Source organism: Streptomyces sp. NPDC098101, from assembly GCF_044760185.1.
GTDB lineage: Bacteria > Actinomycetota > Actinomycetes > Streptomycetales > Streptomycetaceae > Streptomyces.
The window spans coordinates 393,475-416,177 of the sequence record NZ_JBIWAS010000005.1 but is presented as its reverse complement, the minus strand read 5'-3'; the positions used below and the strand labels follow the sequence as shown (position 1 = coordinate 416,177).

Here is a 22,703-nt window from a genome sequence, read left to right as displayed (position 1 = left end):
GCCCCTCCGGTCCCGATCCCGATCCTCAGGCCGCGCCGCGCTGGAGCGCCTCGCAGACGGCCGTCGACTCCCGGACCCCCAGCTCCACCGAGCGCCCGCAGTGCGCGATCCAGGCACCCACGCCCTCCGGGGTGCCCGACAGGTACCCCTCGAACGCGGCGAGGTACGCGGCCCGGCCCTGCTCCGCGTGGCCGACCTCGGCCGGACAGATCGCCTTGGGGTCGAGACCGCTGCCGACGAGCGCGATCCGCTCGGCCGCCCGCGCGACCAGGCCGTTGTACGAGGTGAAGGGGCGCAGTGCGAGCAGTTCGCCGTGCACCACGGAGGACGTCACGAGCGCCGGGGCGCCACTGCCCGCGACGATCAGTTCCGCGAGGCCGTCGAGCCGTCCCGCGACCTCGGCGGGCGTCGGAACCGGCCCCTCGATCAGCGGTTCGTCGACCTTCTCGCCGTCCAGCCGGGGCCGCCCCACCGAGTCGTCCGGATCGCCCGCGGCGACCAGGTGGAGACGGGCGAGCACGCGCAGCGGCGACTGGCGCCAGATGGAGAGGAGTTGCCCGGCCTCGGCGCCGAGACGCAGGGCGGCGCCGACCGTGCGGGCCTCGGGGTCGGCGCTGAAGTCGGTGCGCCGGCGGACCTCTTCCAGGGCCCAGTCGGCGCCGGACAGGGCCGCCGAGCCGCGCGCTCCGCGCAGCGCCGCCTCGGAGGAGATCTCGTTGCTGCGGCGGCGCATCACACGGTGGCCGTAGACCCGGTCGACGGCCTTGCGTACGGAGTCCACCGCGTCGGCGACGCCCGGCAGGGAGCCGAGGGCGGCCAGGGGGTCAGAGGCGTGCGTACTCATAAGTAGGGAGGCTACGCGTCCGACCGGCCCGCCCCACGATGGAGTGGTCTTCTTCACGCAACCCGACCACGTTTGGCGATCGTACGGCTACCCTAGGTGAACATGAAGATCGCTTTCGTCGGGAAGGGCGGCAGCGGCAAGACCACGCTGTCCTCGCTCTTCATCCGTCACCTCGCCGCCAACGAAGCTCCGGTCGTCGCCGTCGACGCGGACATCAACCAGCACCTGGGCGCCGCGCTCGGCCTGTCCGAGACGGAGGCCGCCGAGCTGCCCGCGATGGGCGCACACCTGCCGCTCATCAAGGAGTACCTGCGGGGCACCAATCCGCGGATCGTCTCCGCCGACACCATGATCAAGACGACGCCGCCCGGGGAGGGTTCCCGGCTGCTGCGGGTCCGCGAGGACAACCCGGTGTACGGGGCGTGCGCGCGCCCGGTCCGGTTGGACGACGGCGAGGTCCGGCTGATGGCGACCGGCCCCTTCACGGAGTCGGACCTCGGGGTCGCCTGCTACCACTCGAAGGTCGGCGCGGTGGAGCTCTGCCTGAACCACCTGGTCGACGGCCCCGACGAGTACGTGGTCGTCGACATGACGGCGGGCTCGGACTCCTTCGCCTCCGGCCTCTTCACCCGCTTCGACATGACCTTCCTGGTGGCGGAGCCGACCCGCAAGGGGGTCTCGGTCTACCGCCAGTACAAGGAGTACGCGCGGGACTTCGGCGTCGCGCTCAAGGTCGTCGGGAACAAGGTGCAGGGCCCGGACGACCTCGACTTCCTGCGCGAGGAGGTCGGGGAGGACCTGCTCGTGACCGTGGGCCACTCGGACTGGGTCCGGGCGATGGAGAAGGGCCGCCCGTCCCGCTTCGAGCTCCTGGAGGCGGAGAACCGCATGTCGCTCCAGGCCCTCCAGGACGCGGCGGACGACTCGTACGCCCAGCGCGACTGGGAGCGGTACACGCGGCAGATGGTCCACTTCCACCTGCGGAACGCGGAGAGCTGGGGCAACGCCAAGACCGGGGCCGACCTGGCGGCGCAGGTCGACCCCGGTTTCGTGCTCGGCGAGCCGCTGACGGTGTAGCGGCCGCCCCCTCCGGACCGGGTCAGCCCGCCGCGGGAGCGGCGGCGCCCACCGGCTTCGCCGGGGAGGCCGGGGAGGCCGGCGAGGAGAGGAAGGCCTTCCAGCCGGCCGCCGGGGCCTCGCCGACCTTCAGGGTGCGCATCTTGGCGACGACGTCCGGGTCCTGGGCGTCGAGCCAGTCGGCGAGCTGGCGGAAGGAGACGCACTTGACGTCCTTCTGCACGCAGACGGTGGCGATGGTCTCCTCGACGGCCCGCATGTACGTGCCGCCGTTCCAGGACTCGAAGTGGTTGCCGATGATCAACGGCGCGCGGTTGCCCCGGTAGGAGCGCTCGAAGGCCTGCACCAGGCCGTCCCGCATCTGGTCGCCCCAGTACCGGTGCTGGGCGGGGTTGCCCTGGGTGGTGCCGGGGGACTGGTTGACCAGGAAGTTGTAGTCCATGGACAGCGTCTGGAACGCGCGGCCGGGGACGGGCACGAGCTGCAGCGACAGGTCCCAGAGGCCCAGGTCCTTCTTGGGCCAGATCTGGTCGTTGACGCCGCTGGTGTCGTAGCGGAAGCCCATCTGCGCCGCCGCCTGGACGAAGTTCTTCCGGCCCTCCAGGCAGGGGGTGCGGGCGCCGACGAGTTCCTTGTCGTAGTCGAAGGGCAGCGGCTGTTCGGCGCGGAGTCCGGCGTTCGTCTTCCAGGTCTTGACGAAGGACTTGGCCTGGTTGATCTCGCTCTTCCACTCCTCGACGGACCAGGTGCCGACGCCGCCGTCGGGGCCGCAGAAGTGCCCGTTGAAGTGGGTGCCGATCTCGTTGCCGTCCTGCCAGGCGCCGCGGAGTTCGCGGACGGTGGCGCGGATGCCCTCGGTGTCGTTGAAGCCGATGTCGGAGCGGCCGGTGCCGTGCTGCGGCGGGTCGTAGAGGTTTCGCTTCTCCTCGGGCAGCAGGTACACGCCGCTGAGGAAGTACGTCATGGTGGCGTTGTACTTCTTGCCCACCTCGCGGAAGTGGGAGAACAGCTTCTGGCTGTCCTCGCCCGCGCCGTCCCACGAGAAGACCACGAACTGCGGCGGGGTCTCCCCCGGTTTGAGCCGCTGCCAGCTCGGCTGCTTCGGCTGGGCTCCGGTGAAGGCGGTCGAGCCGTCGCCGATCAGCCGGGGCACCGTCTGCGGGGCCGCGGCCGGGCCCTTCTCGACGCCGGGGCCGCCGCCCGCCGTGCCCTTCGTGGCGTCGTCCCCGGAGCCCGAGCAGCCGGCGACGCCGGTGATCAGGGCGACGGTGAGGGCGCCGGCGGCGAGCGCCCTCCTCTGGGCAGTGGTCCTTCTCCCGGCGGCTGTCATCCGCCCACCTCTCCTCGGTTCCGTGCGAGCGGCGCCAACGTCGCACCGCGACGGCCAGTGAGATGAAACGACAAGCGGGAAAGTGCCGGTCGATCACTAGAACAGGTGAATCATTGCCCCATTCGCCCGGAAAGTACCACCGGGTTCTTTACTCTCCATTACGATCCATTTACTGAGCGTTGATGCTTTCTTCGAAGGGTCTCTCCCGAGACCCCACCGCACATCCCGCCGCTGTACGCCGTGACCCACGGCCGCGAGCCCCACGTTCGTCCCGCACGAGCCGCGACCGCGCCGCCCCGGAGGAGACGGGAACATGACCCTCTGCACCCCTGACCGCACGACCACCCGACCCCGCGTCCAGCGGCCGCACAGCCCCCCGGAGGGGCCGCGCCGCTTCCGCGTCGCCGGCGTCGACCTGTCCGCGTCGATCGCCGTCTTCCTGATCGCGCTGCCGCTCTCGCTCGGCATCGCCCTCGCCACCGGAGCCCCGCTCCAGGCCGGCCTGGTCGCCGCCGCCGTCGGCGGCCTCGTCGCCGGACGCTTCGGCGGCTCCCCGCTCCAGGTGAGCGGCCCCGCCGCCGGTCTCACCGTCGTCACCGCCGAGCTCATCCGGCTCTACGGCTGGCGCACCACCTGCGCCATCACCGTCCTCGCCGGACTCGCCCAACTCGGCCTGTCCGCCCTGCGCGTGGCCCGCTCCGCGCTCGCCGTCTCGCCCGCGATCGTGCACGGCATGTTGGGCGGCATCGGCGTCACCATCGCCCTCGCCCAGCTGCACATCGTGCTCGGCGGCACCCCCCAGAGCTCCGCCGTGGACAACGCCCTCGGTCTGCCCGCCCAGTTGACCCACGTCCAGCCCGCCGCGTTCGTCATCAGCGCGCTCACCGTGGCCGTACTGCTCTGCTGGCCGCGCCTGCCGGGACGCGCCGGGACGCCCCTGCGCAAGGCCCCGGCCGCGCTCGTCGCGGTGGCGGGCGCGACGGCGGTGGCGGTGGTCGCCGGGCTCGCCGTGCCCCGCGTCGACCTGCCGTCCTGGAGCAGCCACGCCCTGCCGGGGCTGCCCGAGGGGCCGGTCCTCGGCATCGCCGCCGGCGTGCTCACGATCACCCTCGTCACCAGCGTGCAGTCCCTGCTCTCCGCCGTCGCGGTCGACAAGCTCGTCGCCGCCCGCCCGGACCACGGCCTGGGCATCCCCCGCACCGCCCTCGACCGCGAACTCGCCGGCCAGGGCATGGCGAACATGGTCTCCGGCGCGCTCGGCGGCCTTCCGGTCGCCGGGGTCGCGGTCCGCAGCGTCGCCAACGTCTCGGCGGGCGCGGTGAGTCGCGCCTCCACCATGCTGCACGGCCTGTGGATCGTCCTCGCGGCCCTGCTGCTCGTGCCCGTGCTCGACCTGATCCCGCTGCCCGCGCTCGCCGCCCTCGTGATGGTGGTCGGCATCCAGATGGTCAGCATCACCCACATCCGCACCGTCACCCGTCACCGTGAAGTCGTCGTCTACGCGGTGACGCTGGCCGGAGTCGTCCTCGTCGGCATCCTGGAGGGCGTCGCCCTCGGCATCGGGGTGGCCGTCGCGGTCGCCCTGCACCGGCTCACCCGCACCCGGATCACCCGCGAGGAGCGGGGCGGACGCCAACTGCTGCGCGTCCGGGGCCAGCTGACCTTCCTCGCGGTGCCTCGGCTGAGCCGGGCGCTGCACCAACTGCCGCACGGATCCGACGTGGTGGTCGAGCTGGACGGGTCCTTCATGGACCACGCGGCGTACGAGACGCTGAGCGACTGGAAGACCGGGCACCTCGCCCACGGCGGCAAGGTCGAGACGACCGGCCCCTCCGGCACCCGGATCGCCGACCCCTCCCCCGGCACGGCCCCGCACTCCTGCTGCCGGCCCTGGACCCCCTGGCACAACCACCAGTGCGGGGAGCGGCCCGCCGGGCAGGACGGGACCGGCGGGACGGACGCGGGACGGGCGGACCGGACCGGGCCGGGGCTGAAGCTGGCGAGCGGCATCGGCAAGTTCCAGCGGAACACCGCCCCGCTCGTACGGGACGAGCTCGCCCGGCTCGCCCGGGAGGGCCAGCGCCCCTCGCAGCTCTTCCTGACCTGCGCCGACTCGCGCCTGGTCACCAGCATGATCACGTCGAGCGGTCCCGGCGACCTCTTCACCGTGCGCAACGTCGGCAATCTGGTCCCGCTCCCCGGCGAGGGCAGCGGGGACGACTCGGTGGCGGCGGCGATCGAGTACGCGGTGGAGGTGCTGCGGGTCGAGTCGATCACGGTCTGCGGCCACTCCGGCTGCGGCGCGATGCAGGCCCTGATGAGCGCGGGTCCGGACGATCCGCCGTCCCCGCTCCGCCGCTGGCTCCGGCACGGCCGGCCCAGCCTGGAGCGGATGGCGAGCAGACGCCACGCCTGGGCCCGGATCGCGGGCCGCCTGCCGGCCGACGCGGTCGAGCAGCTCTGCCTGACCAACGTCGTCCAGCAGCTGGAGCACCTGCGGGCGTACGAGTCGGTGGCGCGCCGGCTCGCCGACGGCAGCCTCACGTTGCACGGGATGTACTTCCACGTGGGCGAGGCGCAGGCGTACCTGCTCGACGGCGCGGACGAGCCGCACGGCCACGACGCCTACGACGAGGTCTTCACCCGGGTCATGCCGACCGCCCCACCGGCCGCCCTGCCGACCGAAGCGAAACCCGAAGCGAAGACCACCCCGAAGCCCGAAGCGAAGACCGAGCCCGGGACCGACCCGGAAACCGAACCGACAGCCGACCCGGCGGCCCGGCTGGAGGCGGCGCGCGTCTCCTGAGCGAGCGCCCCTTCCCGGGCCCGCACCCCGGAGCGCACGGTCGGCGCGCGGGCGGCGCGCCGATCCGGGCCGCACGCCCTCTGAACCATCGGCGCCGTCCGTCCGTGAGACTGTGTGGCCCCTTCTCCCACCGCTCGGGAAGAAGGGGCCACCCACGTCAAGCCACCCACAGGTCTAAACCAATTCCCTGGATGCTCTTGTCACCCGGGCATCTGACTGGTGAGCTATGACGCGGGACACATACGCACAGAGGACGCCCTGGGAAAGGGAGATGTCGTGAGCAACGAAAGCCTGGCCAATCTGCTTCGCGAGGAGCGCCGCTTCGCGCCCCCCGCCGAGCTGGCGGCGGACGCCAATGTGACGGCGGAGGCGTACGAGCAGGCCAAGGCGGACCGGCTGGGCTTCTGGGCCGAGCAGGCCAAGCGGCTGACCTGGGCCACCGAGCCGACCGAGACCCTGGACTGGTCGAACCCGCCGTTCGCCAAGTGGTTCGCGGACGGCGAGCTGAACGTGGCGTACAACTGCGTCGACCGGCACGTCGAGGCCGGTCACGGCGACCGGGTCGCCATCCACTTCGAGGGCGAGCCCGGCGACAGCCGCGCGATCACCTACGCCGAGCTCAAGGACGAGGTCTCCAGGGCGGCCAACGCGCTGACCGAGCTGGGCGTCCGCAAGGGCGACCGGGTCGCCGTCTACCTGCCGATGATCCCCGAGGCGGCCATCACGATGCTGGCCTGCGCCCGTGTCGGCGCCGCCCACTCGGTGGTCTTCGGCGGCTTCTCGGCCGACGCCGTGGCCTCCCGCATCCAGGACGCCGACGCCAAGCTGGTCGTGACCGCCGACGGCGGCTACCGGCGCGGCAAGCCGAGCGCCCTCAAGCCGGCCATCGACGAGGCCGTCGCCAAGTGTCCGCAGGTCGAGCACGTCCTCGTGGTCCGCCGCACGGGCCAGGACACCGCCTTCACCGAGGGCCGCGACGTGTGGTGGGACGACATCGTCGCCCGCCAGTCCGCCGAGCACACCCCGGAGGCCTTCGACGCGGAGCACCCGCTCTTCATCCTCTACACCTCGGGCACCACGGGGAAGCCGAAGGGCATCCTGCACACCTCCGGCGGGTACCTCACCCAGGCCGCCTACACCCACCACGCCGTCTTCGACCTCAAGCCGGAGAGCGACGTCTACTGGTGCACCGCCGACATCGGCTGGGTCACCGGCCACTCGTACATCGTCTACGGCCCCCTGGCCAACGGCGCGACGCAGGTCATGTACGAGGGCACCCCGGACACCCCGCACCAGGGCCGGTTCTGGGAGATCGTGCAGAAGTACGGCGTCACCATCCTCTACACGGCGCCGACCGCGATCCGCACCTTCATGAAGTGGGGCGACGACATCCCCGCCAAGTTCGACCTGTCGAGCCTGCGGGTCCTCGGCTCGGTCGGCGAGCCGATCAACCCCGAGGCCTGGGTCTGGTACCGCGAGCACATCGGCGCGGGCAAGACCCCGATCGTGGACACCTGGTGGCAGACCGAGACCGGCGCGATGATGATCTCGCCGCTGCCGGGCGTCACCGAGACCAAGCCGGGCTCCGCCCAGCGCCCGCTGCCGGGCATCTCCGCCACCGTCGTGGACGACGAGGCCAACGAGGTGCCGAACGGCGGGGGCGGCTACCTGGTCCTCACCGAGCCGTGGCCGTCGATGCTCCGCACCATCTGGGGCGACGACCAGCGCTACGTCGACACGTACTGGTCCCGCTTCGAGGGCAAGTACTTCGCGGGCGACGGCGCCAAGAAGGACGAGGACGGCGACATCTGGCTGCTCGGCCGGGTCGACGACGTCATGCTCGTCTCGGGGCACAACATCTCGACGACCGAGGTCGAGTCGGCCCTCGTCTCCCACCCGGCCGTCGCCGAGGCGGCCGTCGTCGGCGCCGCCGACGAGACCACCGGCCAGGCGATCGTCGCCTTCGTGATCCTGCGCGGCACGGCCAGCCAGGACGAGGGCCTCGTCGCCGAGCTGCGCAACCACGTCGGCGCGACCCTCGGCCCGATCGCCAAGCCGAAGCGGGTCCTGCCGGTGGCGGAGCTGCCGAAGACCCGCTCGGGCAAGATCATGCGCCGTCTGCTGCGCGACGTGGCGGAGAACCGGGAGCTGGGCGACGTCACCACGCTGACCGACTCCTCGGTCATGTCGCTCATCCAGACCCAGCTGCCGGCCGCCTCCAGCGAGGACTGAGCCGCAGCCCGCAGGAAGGAACGCCCGCCCCGGAAAGCACCGACCGGGGCGGGCGTTCCCGCGTGCCCGTACATCGGGATCCCGAAGCTCCCGAGGGGACGAAACGGGAGAAACTCCATAGGCTGCTTCTCGCCGGACACTCCACCGCCTCCTCGGGCCGGATACCCCACCGCCCCCTTGGGTAGGGTGTGGGTCGCGTCAGAAACGCGACAGAAAGACCCAGGTGCGCCGGGAAGTCTGGTCGGCATGTGCTTCGCCCTGCCCGCCCGACGGAGGTCCCCCGCATGTCCGCGCCCACCGACCGCAAGTTCCTCGGCCTGCTCCCCCTGCCCGAGCGCCGCTACCTCGCCGACGCCCTGCGCACCGAGACCGTCGGCGGCATGTTGCTCCTCCTCGCCGCCGTCACCGCCCTGATCTGGGCGAACACTCCGCTGAGCAGCAGTTACGAGTCGGTGCGGGACTTCCACTTCGGCCCCGCCGCCCTCGGCCTCGACCTCTCCGTCGAGCACTGGGCCGCCGACGGCCTCCTCGCGGTCTTCTTCTTCGTCGCCGGCGTCGAGCTCAAGCGCGAACTCGTCGCGGGCGAGCTGCGCGACCCCCGGGCCGCCGCCCTGCCCGTCGTCGCCGCGCTCTGCGGCATGGCCGCGCCCGCCCTCGTCTACGCCCTGGTCAACGTCCTCGGTGACGGCCCGCTCGACGGCTGGGCCGTCCCCACCGCGACCGACATCGCCTTCGCGCTCGCCGTCCTCGCCGTGATCGGCACCTCGCTGCCGTCCGCGCTCCGCGCCTTCCTGCTCACCCTCGCCGTCGTCGACGACCTCTTCGCCATCCTGATCATCGCGGTCTTCTTCACCTCGGACCTGAACTTCGCCGCGCTCGGCGGCGCGCTCGCCGGTCTCGCCGTCTTCTGGCTGCTGCTCCGCAAGGGGGTCCGCGGCTGGTACGTGTACGTGCCGCTCGCCCTGGTGGTCTGGGGCCTGATGTACAACAGCGGCGTCCACGCCACCATCGCCGGCGTCGCCATGGGCCTGATGCTGCGCTGCACCACCCGGGAGGGCGAGGAGCACTCCCCCGGCGAGCACATCGAGCACCTGGTCCGCCCGTTCTCGGCCGGTGTCGCGGTGCCGCTGTTCGCCCTCTTCTCGGCCGGCGTCAGCGTCTCCGGCAAGTCGCTCGGGGAGGTCTTCACCCAGCCGGTCACCCTCGGCGTCGTCCTCGGCCTGGTCGTCGGCAAGGCCGTCGGCATCTTCGGCGGCACCTGGCTCACCGCCCGCTTCACCCGGGCCGAACTCAACCCCGACCTGTCCTGGCCGGACGTCTTCGCCCTCGCCACCCTCGCCGGGATCGGCTTCACCGTCTCGCTCCTCATCGGCGAACTCGCCTTCACCGGCGACCCGGCCCTCACCGACCAGGTGAAGGCCGCCGTCCTGACGGGCTCGCTCGTCGCGGCCGTCCTCGCCACCGTCCTGCTGAAGCTGCGGGTGCGGAAGTACAGCGCGCTCTACGCGAACGAGGAGCGCGACGAGGACGAGGACGGTATCCCGGACATCTACGAGGAGAACAGCCCGGAATACCACCTCCGGATGGCCGAGATCCACGAGCGGAAGGCCGCCGAACACCGACAGCGCGCCCAACTGGCGGGGGCATCGAGCGAGGAGGCCGACCGTCCGGCATGATCTGAGTCGGACCGTAGACGAGGAGAGGGAGCAGCGATGAGCGACCTGTACGACAAGGGCGAGCCGAGCCTCGGCCAACTGGTCGCCTCGGCGACCGCCGAGATGTCGGCACTGGTGCACGACGAGATCGCCCTGGCCAAGGCCGAGATCCGGCAGGACGTCAAGCGCGGCGCGATCGGCAGCGCGGCGGGCATCGCGGCCGGCGTGGTGCTGCTGTTCTCGCTGCCGATGCTGAGCTTCGCCCTCGCGTACGCCATCAACACCTGGACCGGCGGGCACAACGGCAACGGCGGCTGGAACCTCGTCTGGTGCTTCCTGCTCTCCTTCACGGCGAACGTGCTGCTCGCGGCGCTCCTCGGCTTCCTCGCGTACTCCAAGTTCAAGAAGGTCAAGCCGCCGGAGAAGTCCATCGCGTCCGCCAAGCAGACGGCCGCGATCGTGCAGAACGTCAAGCCGCACCCGCGCCCCGAGGCGCCCAAGGCTCTGGTCAAGGGCTCCATTGACCTGGACAAGGGCACCGTTGTGGCACGCTCGTCCGTATGACCCTTCCCGAGAGCAGCACCGCCGGCGGCGGACCCGTACGCCTCGACGGGCCGTGGACCCACCGGGACGTGGCCGCCAACGGCGCCCGCTTCCACATCGCCGAGATGGGCGACGGGCCCCTGGTACTGCTCCTGCACGGCTTCCCGCAGTTCTGGTGGACCTGGCGCCACCAGCTGCCCGCCCTCGCCGAGGCCGGGTTCCGGGCCGTCGCGATGGACCTGCGCGGGGTCGGCGGCAGCGACCGCACCCCCCGGGGCTACGACCCCGCCAACCTGGCGCTCGACATCACCGGCGTCGTCCGCTCGCTCGGCGAGCCGGACGCGGCGCTCGTCGGGCACGACCTGGGCGGCTACCTCGCCTGGACGGCGGCCGTGATGCGGCCCAAGCTGGTGCGCCGGCTCGTGGTCTCCTCGATGCCGCACCCGCGCCGCTGGCGCTCGGCGATGCTCTCCGACTTCGCCCAGTCGCGGGCCGGGTCGCACGTCTGGGGCTTCCAGCGGCCGTGGCTGCCGGAGCGCCGGCTCGTCGCGGACGACGCCGCCCTGGTGGGGGAGTTGATCCGGGACTGGTCGGGACCGCAGCCGATCGCCGACGAGGGGGCCGTCGAGACGTACCGGCGGGCCATGCTCGTCCCGTCGACGGCGCACTGCTCGATCGAGCCGTACCGCTGGATGGTGCGGTCGCTCGCCCGTCCGGACGGCATCCAGTTCAACCGGCGCATGAAGCGGCCGGTGCGGGTGCCGACGCTCCATCTGCACGGCTCCCTGGACCCGGTGATGCGGACCCGCAGCGCGGCCGGTTCGGGCGAGTACGTGGAGGCTCCGTACCGCTGGCGGCTCTTCGACGGCCTCGGGCACTTCCCCCACGAGGAGGACCCGGTGGCCTTCACCACGGAGCTGGTCAACTGGCTGAAGGACCCCGAGCCGGACCGCTGACGGGCCGTCGCGCTCCCGCCGCCCGGACACTGACGCGCCGTCGGACCCCTGTGCGACGAACGGAGTTGCCTCGAACGGCCATGTGCCTCGCGCATACTCCAATTGGCGGGCCCCGGGGAGGTTACCGACCTTGGGGCACGGGCAGACGTCCGGGTATGGGCTGGACGCACGACTACGGTGACACGACGGCACGCGACCGCGGCTCGGCCGCCGGACCGGGACCCCTCGAAAGGGGCGGACCTCCGGAGCCGGGCCGTACGCACGCCGTGCAAGGGGTGGGGATCTCGCGCATCCTGCGCCGCCGGGCCCGCTGGGTCTCGGCCCGGCTCAGGCATCCCCGCGACTGACCCCCCGGGCCTTCCGGAGGAAGTGAGCGGCAGCGGTACGAGGGGGCCGCGGGGGCTTCAGAGGGCGCAGCCCTGGGTGTCGACCTGCTGGTTGGCCGCCAGACCGCGCTCGACGTCCCCGCGGACCTCGTCGGCCGTCAGGGCGTAGCCCGTGTTCGCGTCGTCGCGGGAGCGGGCGAAGATCACGCCGTACACCTCGCCGTCCTCGGTGAGGAGCGGGCCGCCGGAGTTCCCCTGGCGGACCGTCGCGTACAGCGAGTACACGTCCCTGTTCACCTGGCCCCGGCTGTAGATGTCGGGGCCGTCCGCGCTGATGCGGCCCCGTACGCGCGCCGAGCGCACGTCGTACGCGCCGTTCTCGGGGAAGCCGGCGACGATCGCGCCGTCGCCGCTGCGGGCGTCCCCGTCGGCGAAGACGAGCGGCGGGGCCTTGAGGTCCGGCACGTCCAGGACGGCGATGTCGCGCTGCCAGTCGTAGAGGACGACCTTGGCGTCGTAGAGCTTGCCCTCGCCGCCTATCTGGACGGTCGGCTCGTCGACCCCGCCGACGACGTGGGCGTTGGTCATGATGCGGCGCTCGGCGAAGACGAAGCCGGTGCCTTCGAGGACCTTGCCGCAGCTCTGCGCGGTGCCGACGACCTTCACGATGGAGCGCTGGGCACGGGCGGCGACCGGGCTGTCCGCGAGCGCCGGGTCGGGCGGCGTGACCGGGGTGATCGGCTCGTTGACGAAGGGGCTGAAGACCGGCGGGAAGCCACTGCGGGCCAGGGTGGAGCGGAAGTCGGCGAACCAGCCGGACGCCTGCTGCGGTATCACCCGCTCGATGCCGAGCAGCACCTTGGAGCTGCGCACCTCCTTGCCCAGGGTGGGCATCGAGGTGTTGGCGATGAGCGAGCCGACCAGCCAGGCCACGAGCAGCATCGCGACGACGTTGACCAGGGCGCCGCCCGTGGCGTCGAGGGCGCGCGCGGGCGACCAGGTGATGTGCCGGCGCAGCTTGTTGCCGAGGTGGGTGGTGAACGCCTGGCCGACGGAGGCGCAGACGATGACGATCATCACGAAGACGACCGTCGCCGTGGTGGAGACCTCGCTGTTGTCGGTCAGCTCGTTCCAGAGGACCGGAAGCAGCAGGACGGCGACGAGACCGCCGCCGAGGAATCCGATCACCGAGAGGATGCCGACCACGAATCCCTGGCGGTAACCGATGATCGCGAACCACACGGCGGCGAGCAGCAACAAGATGTCCAGCACGTTCACCGTCAATAGCCTCGCAGATTCGTTTCCGGTCGCCCCGGGGTCAGCCTGTCATGAGCGCCAGTCGAGCGGGACCTGTCTGGACCGGTCCCAGGGCAGCTCCCAGCCGGCGAAGTGCAGGATCCGGTCGATCACACCGGCCGTGAAGCCCCAGACCAGGGCGGATTCGACCAGGAACGCCGGGCCCTTGTGGCCGCTCGGGTGGACGCTGGTCGCGCGGTTGCCGGGGTCCGTGAGATCCGCCACGGGGACGGTGAAGACGCGGGCGGTCTCGCCGGGGTCGACGACCCCGACCGGGCTCGGGGCGCGCCACCAGCCGAGGACCGGGGTGACGACGAAGCGGCTGACCGGGATGTAGAGCTGGGGCAGCACGCCGAAGAGCTGGACGCCCGCGGGGTCGAGCCCGGTCTCCTCCCGGGCCTCGCGCAGGGCGGCGCGCAGCAGTCCGCCGTCCTCGGGGGTGCCGTCCTCGGGGTCGAGGGCGCCGCCCGGGAAGGAGGGCTGCCCCGCGTGCGAGCGGAGGGTGCCGGCCCGCTCCATGAGGAGCAGTTCGGGACCCCGCTCGCCCTCGCCGAAGAGGACGAGGACGGCGGACTGGCGGCCGTCCCCGCTCGCGGGCGGCAGGAAGCGGCTCAGCTGCTCGGGCCGGACGGTGCGGGCGGCCCGGTCGACGGGGGCGAGCCAGACGGGCAGGCCGTCGCGGCTGACGAGGCCGCCGGTGCCGAACCCGCGGGCCTCGTACCCGTGGGGCTCGTGCCCCTGGGTCTCTTCTTCAGTGCGCGTCATAGGCACCCCCGTTGGTTCACAACGCGATGGACGGACGGGTTCGTTCCCGGGCTCCCGGAGATCCACCCGACCGGGGCGAACGGGTCCCGGGCCGGGCGGGTTCCCGGGGCGGATGAGCGCCCGGGGTGGGCGAGCGCCCGGGCCGGGCGGGGCCGCCGGGCTCAGCCGCTCGCGCCCAGGGGCGGCGCCGGGCGGCCCGGGTAGTCGGGCGGCGGGTTGAGCCGCTGGCCGGGGAAGCCGCCCTTCTCGTACTTGAGCAGCTTCGCCGCCTTCTCGGGATCGGTCTCGCCCTCCCCGTACGACGGGCAGAGGTGGGTGATCGGGCAGGCGCCGCACGCGGGCTTGCGGGCGTGGCAGATGCGGCGGCCGTGGAAGATCACCCGGTGCGAGAGCATGGTCCACTCGCTCTTCGGGAAGATCGTGGCGACCTCGGCCTCGATCTTCACCGGGTCGTCGGACTCGGTCCACTTCCAGCGCCGGGCGAGGCGCATGAAGTGGGTGTCGACGGTGATGCCGGGGACCCCGAAGGCGTTGCCGAGCACGACGAAGGCGGTCTTGCGGCCGACGCCGGGGAGTTTGACGAGGTCCTCCAGGCGGCCGGGGACCTCGCCCCCGAAGTCGTCCCGGAGGGCGGCGGAGAGGCCCATGATCGACTTCGTCTTGGCGCGGAAGAAGCCGGTCGGCCGGATCAGCTCCTCGACCTCCTCGGGCACGGCGGCGGCGAGGTCCTCGGGCGTGGGGTACTTCGCGAAGAGGGCGGGGGTGGTCTGGTTGACCCGCAGGTCGGTGGTCTGGGCCGAGAGGACCGTGGCGACGAGCAGCTCGAAGGGGTTACGGAAGTCCAGCTCCGGGTGGGCGTACGGATAGACCTCGGCCAGCTCGCGGTTGATCCGGCGCGCCCGGCGCACCATCGCGAGCCGCGACTCGGGCTTGGCGGCGGCGCGGTGCGCCGCGGACTCGGCGGTGCCGCGCTTCCCTGCCGGAGCCGCACGACGCGTACCCGCCGCGGCCGCACCCGTCTTGGACGTGCCCTTCGTGGCCGTACCCGTCTTGACCGCCCCCGTCTTGGTCGTACCCCTCGCGGCCGCACCCGTCTTGGACGTGCCCGTCCCGGCCGTGCCCGTCGCCGGTCGGGGCTCGGGCGCGCGTCCCGGCTCGGGCGCAGACTTCCGATTCGCACCTTTCGCCCGTTTCGACGCACCGTGTTCGCCCACGGCGGAATTACTTTCGGCCGACACTCTTACAGCCCCCTTGGCCTGCGCTCTCACCGGCGAGTTGGACACGCGGCCAGCCTAGGGGCCGCCGCCGACATCTGCCCCGGGCACGGCCGATCAGCCCCCGATCGGGCCCCTGACGTACGGAAGTGCGGCGCGGTGCGTCAAACTTGTTGTGATTGATCGCACTGTTTTGTACGTCCGGCATCATGGGATCCGGATCCCGTGAGCAGGTCGACAGTATGGAGAGAACTCGTGGACGACGTTCTGCGGCGCGCCCCGCTCTTCGCGGCGCTCGATGACGAGCAGGCTGCCGAGCTGCGCGCCTCGATGAGTGAGGCGACGCTCGCCCGTGGCGACGCGCTCTTCCACGAGGGCGACCCCGGCGACCGCCTGTACGTGGTCACCGAGGGCAAGGTGAAGCTGCACCGCACCTCCCCCGACGGCCGCGAGAACATGCTGGCCGTCCTCGGCCCCGGCGAGCTCATCGGCGAGCTGTCCCTCTTCGACCCGGGCCCGCGCACCGCCACCGCGACCGCGCTGACCGAGGTCAAGCTGCTCGGCCTGGGCCACGGCGACCTCCAGCCCTGGCTGAACGCGCGTCCCGAGGTGGCCACCGCGCTGCTGCGCGCGGTCGCCCGCAGGCTGCGCAAGACCAACGACCAGATGTCCGACCTGGTCTTCTCCGACGTGCCGGGCCGTGTCGCCCGTGCGCTCCTCGACCTGTCGCGCCGCTTCGGCGTGCAGTCGGAGGAGGGCATCCACGTCGTCCACGACCTCACCCAGGAGGAGCTGGCCCAGCTCGTCGGCGCCTCCCGCGAGACGGTCAACAAGGCGCTCGCGGACTTCGCCCAGCGCGGCTGGCTGCGCCTGGAGGCCCGCGCCGTGATCCTCCTCGACGTGGAGCGCCTCGCGAAGCGCTCGCGGTAAGCACGCCCGTACGCGAGCACGCACGCGCACGTCCGCGCGTAGGCACGGAAGTAGGCACGGAAAAGGCCGCCCCCGGTCCACGGGGGCGGCCTTCCGCGTACGTACGCGCGCGTGCTACCGGATCAGCGCTTCGAGCCGTCCACGATCACCGGCGCCGAGGAGCCGTTCGCGCAGGGCACGGTGTAGATCGGGTTCTTCGCCGCCGCCTCCTTGAAGGCGTCGATGCACTGGTTCATCAGGACCTTGTCCGTCAGCGAGTCGTTGAGGATCTTGTTGGCGCGGGCGATGCCCTCCGCCTCGATCCGGCGCCGGTCGGACTCGGCCTTGGCGGTACGGGCGGCCTCCAGGGCGCGCTCGGTCGCCTGCTGCTGCTGGATCTTGCGGTCGATCTGGTCCTGGAGCGCCTTGGACGGCTTCACGTTGCGCAGGTTGACCGTGGTCACGTCGATGCCGCGCGGGGCCAGCCGCTCCTTGATCAGGGTGCCGATCTCGGCGTTGATCTTCTCGCGGGCGGAGCTGTAGCCCTCCTCGCTGGTGTGGCGGGCGAAGACGTTGCGCACGATCTCCCGGCTGTCCGGGAAGACGAGCCGCTGCTGGATGGCGGCCTCGCTGCCGGCGAGCCGGTACAGCTCCACGGCCTTGGTCGGCGCGACCGCCCACTTCACGGTCACCTCGGCCTCCATGACACCGCCCTGCGAGGAACGGACCTCGACCACGTCCTGGTCGGAGAGGTTCAGGTCCACCGGGCGGGTGGAGAAGGAGGTGACCGTCGTGAACGGCGAGATCACGTTCACGCCGGGCGTCATGGGCGAGCCCACCTTGCCGAAGGTCACCGGCACGCCGACCTCGTACGCGCCGACCACGTGGACGATGCTGGTGATGCCCGCGAGGAGGGCGGCGATCAGGGCGCCCAGCGCGCCGAGGCGCAGGCCGGTGCGGTCCATGGAGCGCCCCACGAAGTAGAGCACCACCGCGGCTATGAGCAGAAGAATGGCCAGGACGAACACGAGAAATCCCCCCGGTGGAACGATGGCCGAGACAACGGACGTAAAGGGACCGTAAAGCATGGCGTGTCCCCCGGGCCATGCCGGGTCCCAGCAACCATTCCCCGGTCCCCGCTGCCGGAATCCGGCCCCTCCCCGGGAAGGACGGCGGCGGGGAGGGGGAAGCGCGGCCGGAGGGCCGCGTCAGATCAGCCCGCGCTCCCGCAGGTACTCCAGCTGCGCCCGTACCGACAGCTCGGCCGCCGGCCACAGGGACCGGTCCACGTCCGCGTACACGTGGGCGACGACCTCCGGTGCCGTGCGGAGGCCGTTCTCGGCGGCCGTCTCGACCTGGGCGAGCCGGCTCGCCCGGTGCGCGAGGTAGAACTCCACGGCACCCTGCGCGTCCTCCAGGACCGGCCCGTGGCCCGGCAGGACCGTGTGCACCCCGTCGTCGACGGTCAGCGAGCGCAGCCGCCGCAGCGAGTCCAGGTAGTCCCCGAGGCGCCCGTCCGGGTGCGCGACCATCGTCGTCCCGCGCCCCAGGATCGTGTCCCCGGTGAGGACCGCCCGGTCGGCGGGGAGGTGGAAGGAGAGCGAGTCCGAGGTGTGGCCGGGCGTCGGGACGACCCGCAGCTCCAGGCCGCCGACGGTCACCACGTCCCCCTCGCCGAGCCCCTCGTCGCCGAGCCGGAGCGCCGGGTCGAGGGCCCGCACGGGCGTCCGGGTCAGCTCGGCGAAGCGCCCGGCGCCCTCCGCGTGGTCCGGGTGGCCGTGGGTCAGCAGGGTGAGCGCGACCCGCTTGCCGAGCTTCTCGGCGGTCCCGATCACGTTCCGCAGGTGGCCCTCGTCGAGCGGGCCGGGGTCGACGACGACGGCCAGGTCCGAACCGGGCTCGGAGAGCAGCCAGGTGTTGGTGCCGTCGAGGGTCATCGCGGACGGGTTGGGCGCCAGGACGTTCACGGCGCGGTCGGTCGCGGGCCCGGTGACCACGAGCCCGCGCGGCTGCCCGGGCAGGGCGGCGGCGTCGCTCATCGCGCACCCCCGGAGGGGATGATCTTGGTGAACTCCTCGTGGCCCGGCCAGCTCAGGACCAGCTCCTCGCCCTCCAGGCGCGCCTGGGCGAGCACGGGGGCCAGGTCTTGCGCCTCCGCCGCCGCGAGGGCCTCGGCGGCCGTCCCGTACGGCTCCAGGGTGCGCAGGGTGGAGATCGTCGGCGGCATCATGAGCAGCTCGCCCCGGTCGTAGCCGGCGGCGGCCTCCGCCGGGCGGATCCAGACCGTGCGGTCGGCCTCGGTGGAGGCGTTCCGGGTGCGCTGCCCGGCCGGGAGGGCGGCCACGAAGAACCAGGTGTCGTACCGGCGCTGCTCGAACTCGGGCGTGATCCAGCGGGCCCAGGCGCCGAGCAGGTCGGAGCGCAGGACGAGCCCGCGCCGGTCGAGGAAGTCCGCGAAGGACAGCTCGCGGGCGACGAGCGCCTCCCGGTCCCGCTCCCAGTCCTCGCCCGTCGTGTCCCCGACGACCCCGTCCTCGGTCTCCCCGGCGAGCAGGACGCCCGCCTCCTCGTAGGTCTCGCGCACGGCGGCGCAGACCACGGCCTGGGCCTGCGCGGGGTCGTCGAGGCCGAGCCGGGCTGCCCAGGTCTCCCGGGACGGGCCCGCCCAGCGCACCGGGTGCTCGTCGCGCGGGTCGACGCCGCCGCCGGGATAGGCGTACGCGCCGCCCGCGAAGGCCATCGAGGTGCGGCGGCGCAGCATGTGGACGTCGGGCCCGGCGGCCCCGTCCCGCAGGAGCAGGACGGTGGCGGCGCGCCGGGGCACCACCGGGGTCAGCTCACCGGCGGCGAGGGCGCGGATGCGGTCGGGCCACTCCGGCGGGTACCACTGACCGTTCGACTGCTTCGACTGACCATTCGACATGGCCGGATGCTATGCGGAAGGACGGGAATGCACGAGGGCGAGCCGCCGGGCGGGGGCTCCACGCGCGCGTGGTCCGGCTGTACCCGGGCCAGGCCTCGCGGCCGGTGCCGGTGGGGGCTCCACGCGCGCGTGGGCCGACCGCCCCGTGCGGGGTGGCCGGCCCACGCGCGTACGTGCGGCGGGAGGGGCGGTCAGGCCTCGGTCAGCTCGACCTGGACCTCGACCTCGACCGGCGCGTCGAGCGGCAGCACGGCCACGCCGACGGCGCTGCGCGCGTGCACGCCCTTCTCGCCGAGGACGGCGCCGAGCAGCTCGCTGGCGCCGTTGATCACGCCCGGCTGCCCGGTGAAGTCGGCGGCGGAGGCGACGAAGCCGACGACCTTGACGACGCGCTTGACGCGGTCGAGGTCACCGGCGACCGACTTCACGGCCGCGAGGGCGTTGAGCGCGCACGTGGCGGCGAGCTGCTTGGCCTCCTCGGCGGTGACCTCGGCGCCGACCTTGCCGGTCACCGGAAGCTTGCCCGCCACCATCGGGAGCTGGCCCGAGGTGTAGACGTAGACGCCCGACTGGACGGCCGGCTGGTACGCGGCCAGCGGAGGAACGACCTCCGGCAGCGTCAGGCCCAGCTCGGCGAGCTTCGCCTCGACGGCCCCGCTCACGACTTGGGCCGCTTCAGGTAGGCCACGAGCTGCTCGGGGTTGTTCGGCCCGGGCACGACCTGGACGAGCTCCCAGCCGTCCTCGCCCCAGGTGTCCAGAATCTGCTTGGTCGCGTGCACCAGAAGCGGCACCGTGACGTACTCCCACTTGGTCATGGGCCCGACTGTATCCGCTGCCGGAGGACGGCTCTCCGAGGCGGCTCTGCGAAGCGGCCCTCCGGGGCGGCCCCGAGGCGCCCCCTAGGGAGCTTCTCGGGGGCGGCCTCCTGATTGGGCGCGGCCGCCAGTGGTTAGGCTCGACAACGTGAGCAGGCTCCAGGTCGTCAGCGGCAAGGGTGGTACCGGTAAGACGACGGTCGCCGCCGCCCTCGCCCTCGCCCTCGCGACGGAGGGGAAGCGGACCCTCCTCGTCGAGGTCGAAGGCAGGCAGGGCATCGCACAGCTCTTCGAGACGGAGGCGCTTCCGTACGAGGAGCGCAAGATCGCCGTCGCCCCGGGCGGCGGGGAGGTGTACGCGCTGGCGATCGACGCCGAGCGCGCGCTCCTCGACTACCTCCAGATGTTCTACAAGCTGGGCAGCGCGGGGCGGGCCCTGAAGAAGCTCGGCGCGATCGACTTCGCGACGACGATAGCGCCGGGCGTACGGGACGTCCTGCTGACCGGCAAGGCGTGCGAGGCTGTCCGGCGGCGGGAGAAGGACGGCCGTCCGACCTACGACCACGTGGTCATGGACGCGCCGCCCACGGGCCGGATCACCCGCTTCCTCAACGTCAACGACGAGGTGGCCGGCCTGGCGAGGATCGGCCCGATACACAACCAGGCGCAGGCCGTCATGCGGGTCCTCAAGTCCCCCGAGACGGCGGTCCACCTGGTGACCCTCCTGGAGGAGATGCCGGTCCAGGAGACGGCGGACGGCATCGCGGAGCTCCGCGCGGCCGAACTCCCGGTGGGCCGGGTCGTGGTGAACATGGTCCGGCCGCACGTCCTCGACGCCGCTGCGGTACGGGCCGCCTCCGGCGACCACCGGCGGGCGATCGCGAAGACCCTGGCCTCGGTCGGCGTCGCGGGCTCCGCGGAGCTGGTCGAGCCGCTCCTGGACCAGGCGGCCGAGCACGCCCGGCGGGTGGAGCTGGAACGGGCGCAGCGCGCCGTCCTGGACGGCGTCGGCGTCCCCACGTACGAGCTTCCGTACCTGGGGGACGGGGGCGACATCGCGGGGCTCTACCGACTGGCGAAGGAACTGCGGAGGCAAGGGGTGGGCGCGTGACGGAGAAGACTGCGACCGCCGCCACGGGCGGGCTCGACGCCGTCGCCGTGCTGGAGCTGGATCCGCTGATCGACGACCGGGGCACCCGCATCATCGTCTGCTGCGGCGCGGGCGGGGTCGGCAAGACGACCACGGCGGCGGCCCTCGGCGTGCGGGCGGCGGAGCGCGGGCGGCGCGTCGTCGTCCTCACCATCGACCCGGCCCGCCGTCTCGCCCAGTCGATGGGGATCGACTCCCTCGACAACACCCCGCGCAAGGTGGAGGGGATCAAGGGCTCCGACGGCGGCGAGTTGCACGCGATGATGCTCGACATGAAGCGGACCTTCGACGAGATCGTCGAGGCGCACGCGGAGCCCGGGCGGGCCCGGGCGATCCTGGAGAACCCCTTCTACCAGTCCCTGTCGGCCGGGTTCGCCGGTACGCAGGAGTACATGGCGATGGAGAAGCTGGGCCAGCTCCGGGCGCGCGACGAGTGGGACCTGATCGTCGTCGACACCCCGCCGTCCCGGTCCGCCCTGGACTTCCTGGACGCGCCGAAGCGGCTCGGGTCCTTCCTCGACGGGACGTTCATCAAGCTGCTCATGGCCCCGGCGAAGGTGGGCGGCCGGGCCGGGATGAAGTTCCTGAACGTCGGGATGTCGATGATGACGGGGACGCTCGGGAAGCTGCTCGGGGGTCAGTTCCTCAAGGACGTGCAGACGTTCGTGGCGGCGATGGACACGATGTTCGGCGGTTTCCGGACCCGTGCCGACGCCACGTACAAGCTGCTCCAGGCCCCGGGCACGGCCTTCCTCGTGGTGGCCACGCCGGAGCGGGACGCGCTGCGCGAGGCCGCGTACTTCGTGGAGCGGCTGGCCGCGGAGCGGATGCCGCTGGCCGGTCTCGTCCTCAACCGCGTGCACGGCAGCGGGGCCGCCGGCCTCTCGGCGGAGCGGGCGCGGGCCGCCGCGGAAAATCTTGACGAGGGTCGCATTGTGGATCAGGGGGACGGGAAGACTGGTCAGCGTGGCTCCCCGGCCACCGACCCCGAGCCGTCCGAACTCGCCACCGCCGCCGCATCAGCCGTACCCGCCGCACCTGCCGTACCCGCCGGATCCGAGGCTGCCCCCACAGCCACTGCCGATCCGGCCGCACAGCACGACGACGCAATCGATGACGCCGCCCCCGATGACGAAGCGCACGACGCCGCAGACGCGGATGCAGACGCAGACGTAGACGTAGATCCAGACGCAGACGTGGACATAGACGTAGACGTACGACGGCTCACCGCAGGACTCCTGCGCCTCCACGCCGAGCGGATGCGGGTGCTCGCGCGCGAGCGGCACACGCGCGACCGCTTCACCGCGCGCCACCCCGAGGTGGCCGTGGCGGAAGTGGCCGCCCTGCCCGGCGATGTGCACGACCTCGCCGGACTGCGGGCCATCGGTGACCGGCTCACGACCGGGCGGACGCCCTCGGCCTGAGCCCTCTCCGCCGTCCGCGCGTCGGGATCCCCTCCCGGTGCGCGTACGGGTCCGTTCCAACGGGGCGCACGCCCCGGCGCGTTCAGCCGACCGCCGCGTACGCCTCGTACGTCGCGTCGTCGTCCATCGCCACGGGCAGCAGGCCCGCTCCCCGCTCGTACTCCGTGCGCGCGGTCTCCAGGAGCCGGCGCCACGAGGTGACGGTCGGTCTCCGGCGCAGCAGGGCGCGGCGCTCGCGCTCCGTCATCCCGCCCCACACGCCGAACTCCACGCGGTTGTCGAGGGCGTCGGCAAGGCACTCGGTCCGCACCGGGCATCCGGTGCACACCGCCTTCGCCCTGTTCTGCGCCGCTCCCTGCACGAAAAGTTCATCCGGATCGGTAGTGCGGCAGGCCGCCTGCGCACTCCAGTCAGCTACCCAGCCCATACCGGCGCC

The 22,703-nt window shown here is 72.4% G+C and carries 21 protein-coding genes; 10 read left to right on the top strand and 11 right to left on the bottom strand.

The annotated features are described in order from the left end of the window. Positions 1–25: 25 nt before the first annotated feature. The gene (locus tag ACIQVI_RS24810; protein WP_351970812.1) at positions 26–844 is read right to left on the bottom strand and encodes an oxidoreductase; all 819 of its coding nucleotides are present in this window, start codon (positions 842–844) and stop codon (positions 26–28) included. Positions 845–946: 102 nt separating this feature from the next. On the opposite strand from ACIQVI_RS24810, the gene ACIQVI_RS24805 reads away from it, so the two are divergent. Then, complete coding sequence (locus ACIQVI_RS24805) at positions 947–1,921, top strand: ATP-binding protein (protein ID WP_351970813.1); 975 nt, start codon at positions 947–949, stop codon at positions 1,919–1,921. Between the two features lie 22 nt (positions 1,922–1,943). Here the strand turns inward: ACIQVI_RS24805 and ACIQVI_RS24800 are convergent, their stop codons facing one another. Further along, on the bottom strand, positions 1,944–3,251 hold the full coding sequence (locus ACIQVI_RS24800) for a hypothetical protein (protein WP_121830215.1): 1,308 nt from the start codon (positions 3,249–3,251) through the stop codon (positions 1,944–1,946). 313 nt (positions 3,252–3,564) lie between these two features. Here ACIQVI_RS24800 and ACIQVI_RS24795 point away from each other — a divergent pair, with 313 nt between their 5' ends. The 6 genes from ACIQVI_RS24795 to ACIQVI_RS24770 all read left to right on the top strand — a co-directional run bounded on the left by ACIQVI_RS24795 (position 3,565) and on the right by ACIQVI_RS24770 (position 11,790). After that, positions 3,565–6,057, top strand: coding sequence for a SulP family inorganic anion transporter (locus ACIQVI_RS24795; RefSeq protein ID WP_403599527.1), 2,493 nt, complete (start codon positions 3,565–3,567; stop codon positions 6,055–6,057). Positions 6,058–6,333: 276 nt separating this feature from the next. Beyond that, positions 6,334–8,289, top strand: coding sequence for an acetate--CoA ligase (acs, locus tag ACIQVI_RS24790; protein ID WP_351970815.1), 1,956 nt, complete (start codon positions 6,334–6,336; stop codon positions 8,287–8,289). A 284-nt stretch (positions 8,290–8,573) separates the two neighbouring features. After that, positions 8,574–9,965 (top strand): Na+/H+ antiporter NhaA, encoded by a 1,392-nt coding sequence (gene nhaA, locus ACIQVI_RS24785; protein ID WP_403599523.1) that lies wholly within the window; start codon positions 8,574–8,576, stop codon positions 9,963–9,965. Between the two features lie 36 nt (positions 9,966–10,001). After that, positions 10,002–10,508, top strand: coding sequence for a phage holin family protein (locus ACIQVI_RS24780; protein ID WP_403599520.1), 507 nt, complete (start codon positions 10,002–10,004; stop codon positions 10,506–10,508). Next, positions 10,505–11,443 carry an alpha/beta fold hydrolase gene (locus ACIQVI_RS24775; RefSeq protein ID WP_121830211.1) on the top strand — a complete coding sequence of 313 codons (939 nt, stop codon included), beginning with the start codon at positions 10,505–10,507 and terminating at the stop codon, positions 11,441–11,443. The genes ACIQVI_RS24780 and ACIQVI_RS24775 overlap by 4 nt, the downstream gene beginning before the upstream one ends. Before the next feature lie 155 nt (positions 11,444–11,598). Next, the gene (locus ACIQVI_RS24770) at positions 11,599–11,790 is read left to right on the top strand and encodes a hypothetical protein (RefSeq protein WP_121830210.1); all 192 of its coding nucleotides are present in this window, start codon (positions 11,599–11,601) and stop codon (positions 11,788–11,790) included. A gap of 57 nt (positions 11,791–11,847) precedes the next feature. Here ACIQVI_RS24770 and ACIQVI_RS24765 read toward each other — a convergent pair whose 3' ends face one another. The 3 genes from ACIQVI_RS24765 to nth form a co-directional block, all read right to left on the bottom strand. Continuing rightward, a complete protein-coding gene (locus ACIQVI_RS24765) occupies positions 11,848–13,047 on the bottom strand; it encodes a MarP family serine protease (protein ID WP_351970818.1) in 1,200 nt (399 codons plus the stop codon). A 48-nt stretch (positions 13,048–13,095) separates the two neighbouring features. Beyond that, positions 13,096–13,830, bottom strand: a complete 735-nt coding sequence (locus ACIQVI_RS24760) for an NUDIX hydrolase (RefSeq protein ID WP_403599515.1) — start codon at positions 13,828–13,830, stop codon at positions 13,096–13,098. Positions 13,831–13,991: 161 nt separating this feature from the next. Further along, entirely contained in the window at positions 13,992–15,044 is a 1,053-nt protein-coding gene (nth, locus tag ACIQVI_RS24755; protein WP_403599513.1) for an endonuclease III, read from the bottom strand. A 255-nt stretch (positions 15,045–15,299) separates the two neighbouring features. On the opposite strand from nth, the gene ACIQVI_RS24750 reads away from it, so the two are divergent. After that, a complete protein-coding gene (locus ACIQVI_RS24750) occupies positions 15,300–15,974 on the top strand; it encodes a Crp/Fnr family transcriptional regulator (RefSeq protein WP_015034542.1) in 675 nt (224 codons plus the stop codon). A gap of 122 nt (positions 15,975–16,096) precedes the next feature. On the opposite strand, the gene ACIQVI_RS24745 is transcribed toward ACIQVI_RS24750, so the two are convergent. The 5 genes from ACIQVI_RS24745 to ACIQVI_RS24725 all read right to left on the bottom strand — a co-directional run bounded on the left by ACIQVI_RS24745 (position 16,097) and on the right by ACIQVI_RS24725 (position 19,693). Continuing rightward, positions 16,097–16,981 carry a prohibitin family protein gene (locus ACIQVI_RS24745; protein WP_351973347.1) on the bottom strand — a complete coding sequence of 295 codons (885 nt, stop codon included), beginning with the start codon at positions 16,979–16,981 and terminating at the stop codon, positions 16,097–16,099. Positions 16,982–17,161: 180 nt separating this feature from the next. Further along, positions 17,162–17,992 (bottom strand): MBL fold metallo-hydrolase, encoded by an 831-nt coding sequence (locus ACIQVI_RS24740; protein WP_403599509.1) that lies wholly within the window; start codon positions 17,990–17,992, stop codon positions 17,162–17,164. Then, positions 17,989–18,876 (bottom strand): NUDIX hydrolase, encoded by an 888-nt coding sequence (locus ACIQVI_RS24735; protein WP_403599506.1) that lies wholly within the window; start codon positions 18,874–18,876, stop codon positions 17,989–17,991. Before ACIQVI_RS24735 ends, ACIQVI_RS24740 begins: the two co-directional genes overlap by 4 nt. A gap of 191 nt (positions 18,877–19,067) precedes the next feature. Next, complete coding sequence (locus tag ACIQVI_RS24730) at positions 19,068–19,538, bottom strand: RidA family protein (protein WP_161373010.1); 471 nt, start codon at positions 19,536–19,538, stop codon at positions 19,068–19,070. Continuing rightward, on the bottom strand, positions 19,535–19,693 hold the full coding sequence (locus tag ACIQVI_RS24725; RefSeq protein ID WP_106969341.1) for a DUF4177 domain-containing protein: 159 nt from the start codon (positions 19,691–19,693) through the stop codon (positions 19,535–19,537). Before ACIQVI_RS24725 ends, ACIQVI_RS24730 begins: the two co-directional genes overlap by 4 nt. A gap of 148 nt (positions 19,694–19,841) precedes the next feature. On the opposite strand from ACIQVI_RS24725, the gene ACIQVI_RS24720 reads away from it, so the two are divergent. Together ACIQVI_RS24720 and ACIQVI_RS24715 are read left to right on the top strand one after the other, a co-directional pair. Further along, positions 19,842–20,804 carry an ArsA family ATPase gene (locus ACIQVI_RS24720; RefSeq protein ID WP_403599503.1) on the top strand — a complete coding sequence of 321 codons (963 nt, stop codon included), beginning with the start codon at positions 19,842–19,844 and terminating at the stop codon, positions 20,802–20,804. Further along, a complete protein-coding gene (locus ACIQVI_RS24715) occupies positions 20,801–22,267 on the top strand; it encodes an ArsA family ATPase (protein WP_403599497.1) in 1,467 nt (488 codons plus the stop codon). Before ACIQVI_RS24720 ends, ACIQVI_RS24715 begins: the two co-directional genes overlap by 4 nt. Before the next feature lie 82 nt (positions 22,268–22,349). On the opposite strand, the gene ACIQVI_RS24710 is transcribed toward ACIQVI_RS24715, so the two are convergent. Further along, positions 22,350–22,694 (bottom strand): WhiB family transcriptional regulator, encoded by a 345-nt coding sequence (locus ACIQVI_RS24710; protein ID WP_030206027.1) that lies wholly within the window; start codon positions 22,692–22,694, stop codon positions 22,350–22,352. Positions 22,695–22,703 lie beyond the last annotated feature (9 nt).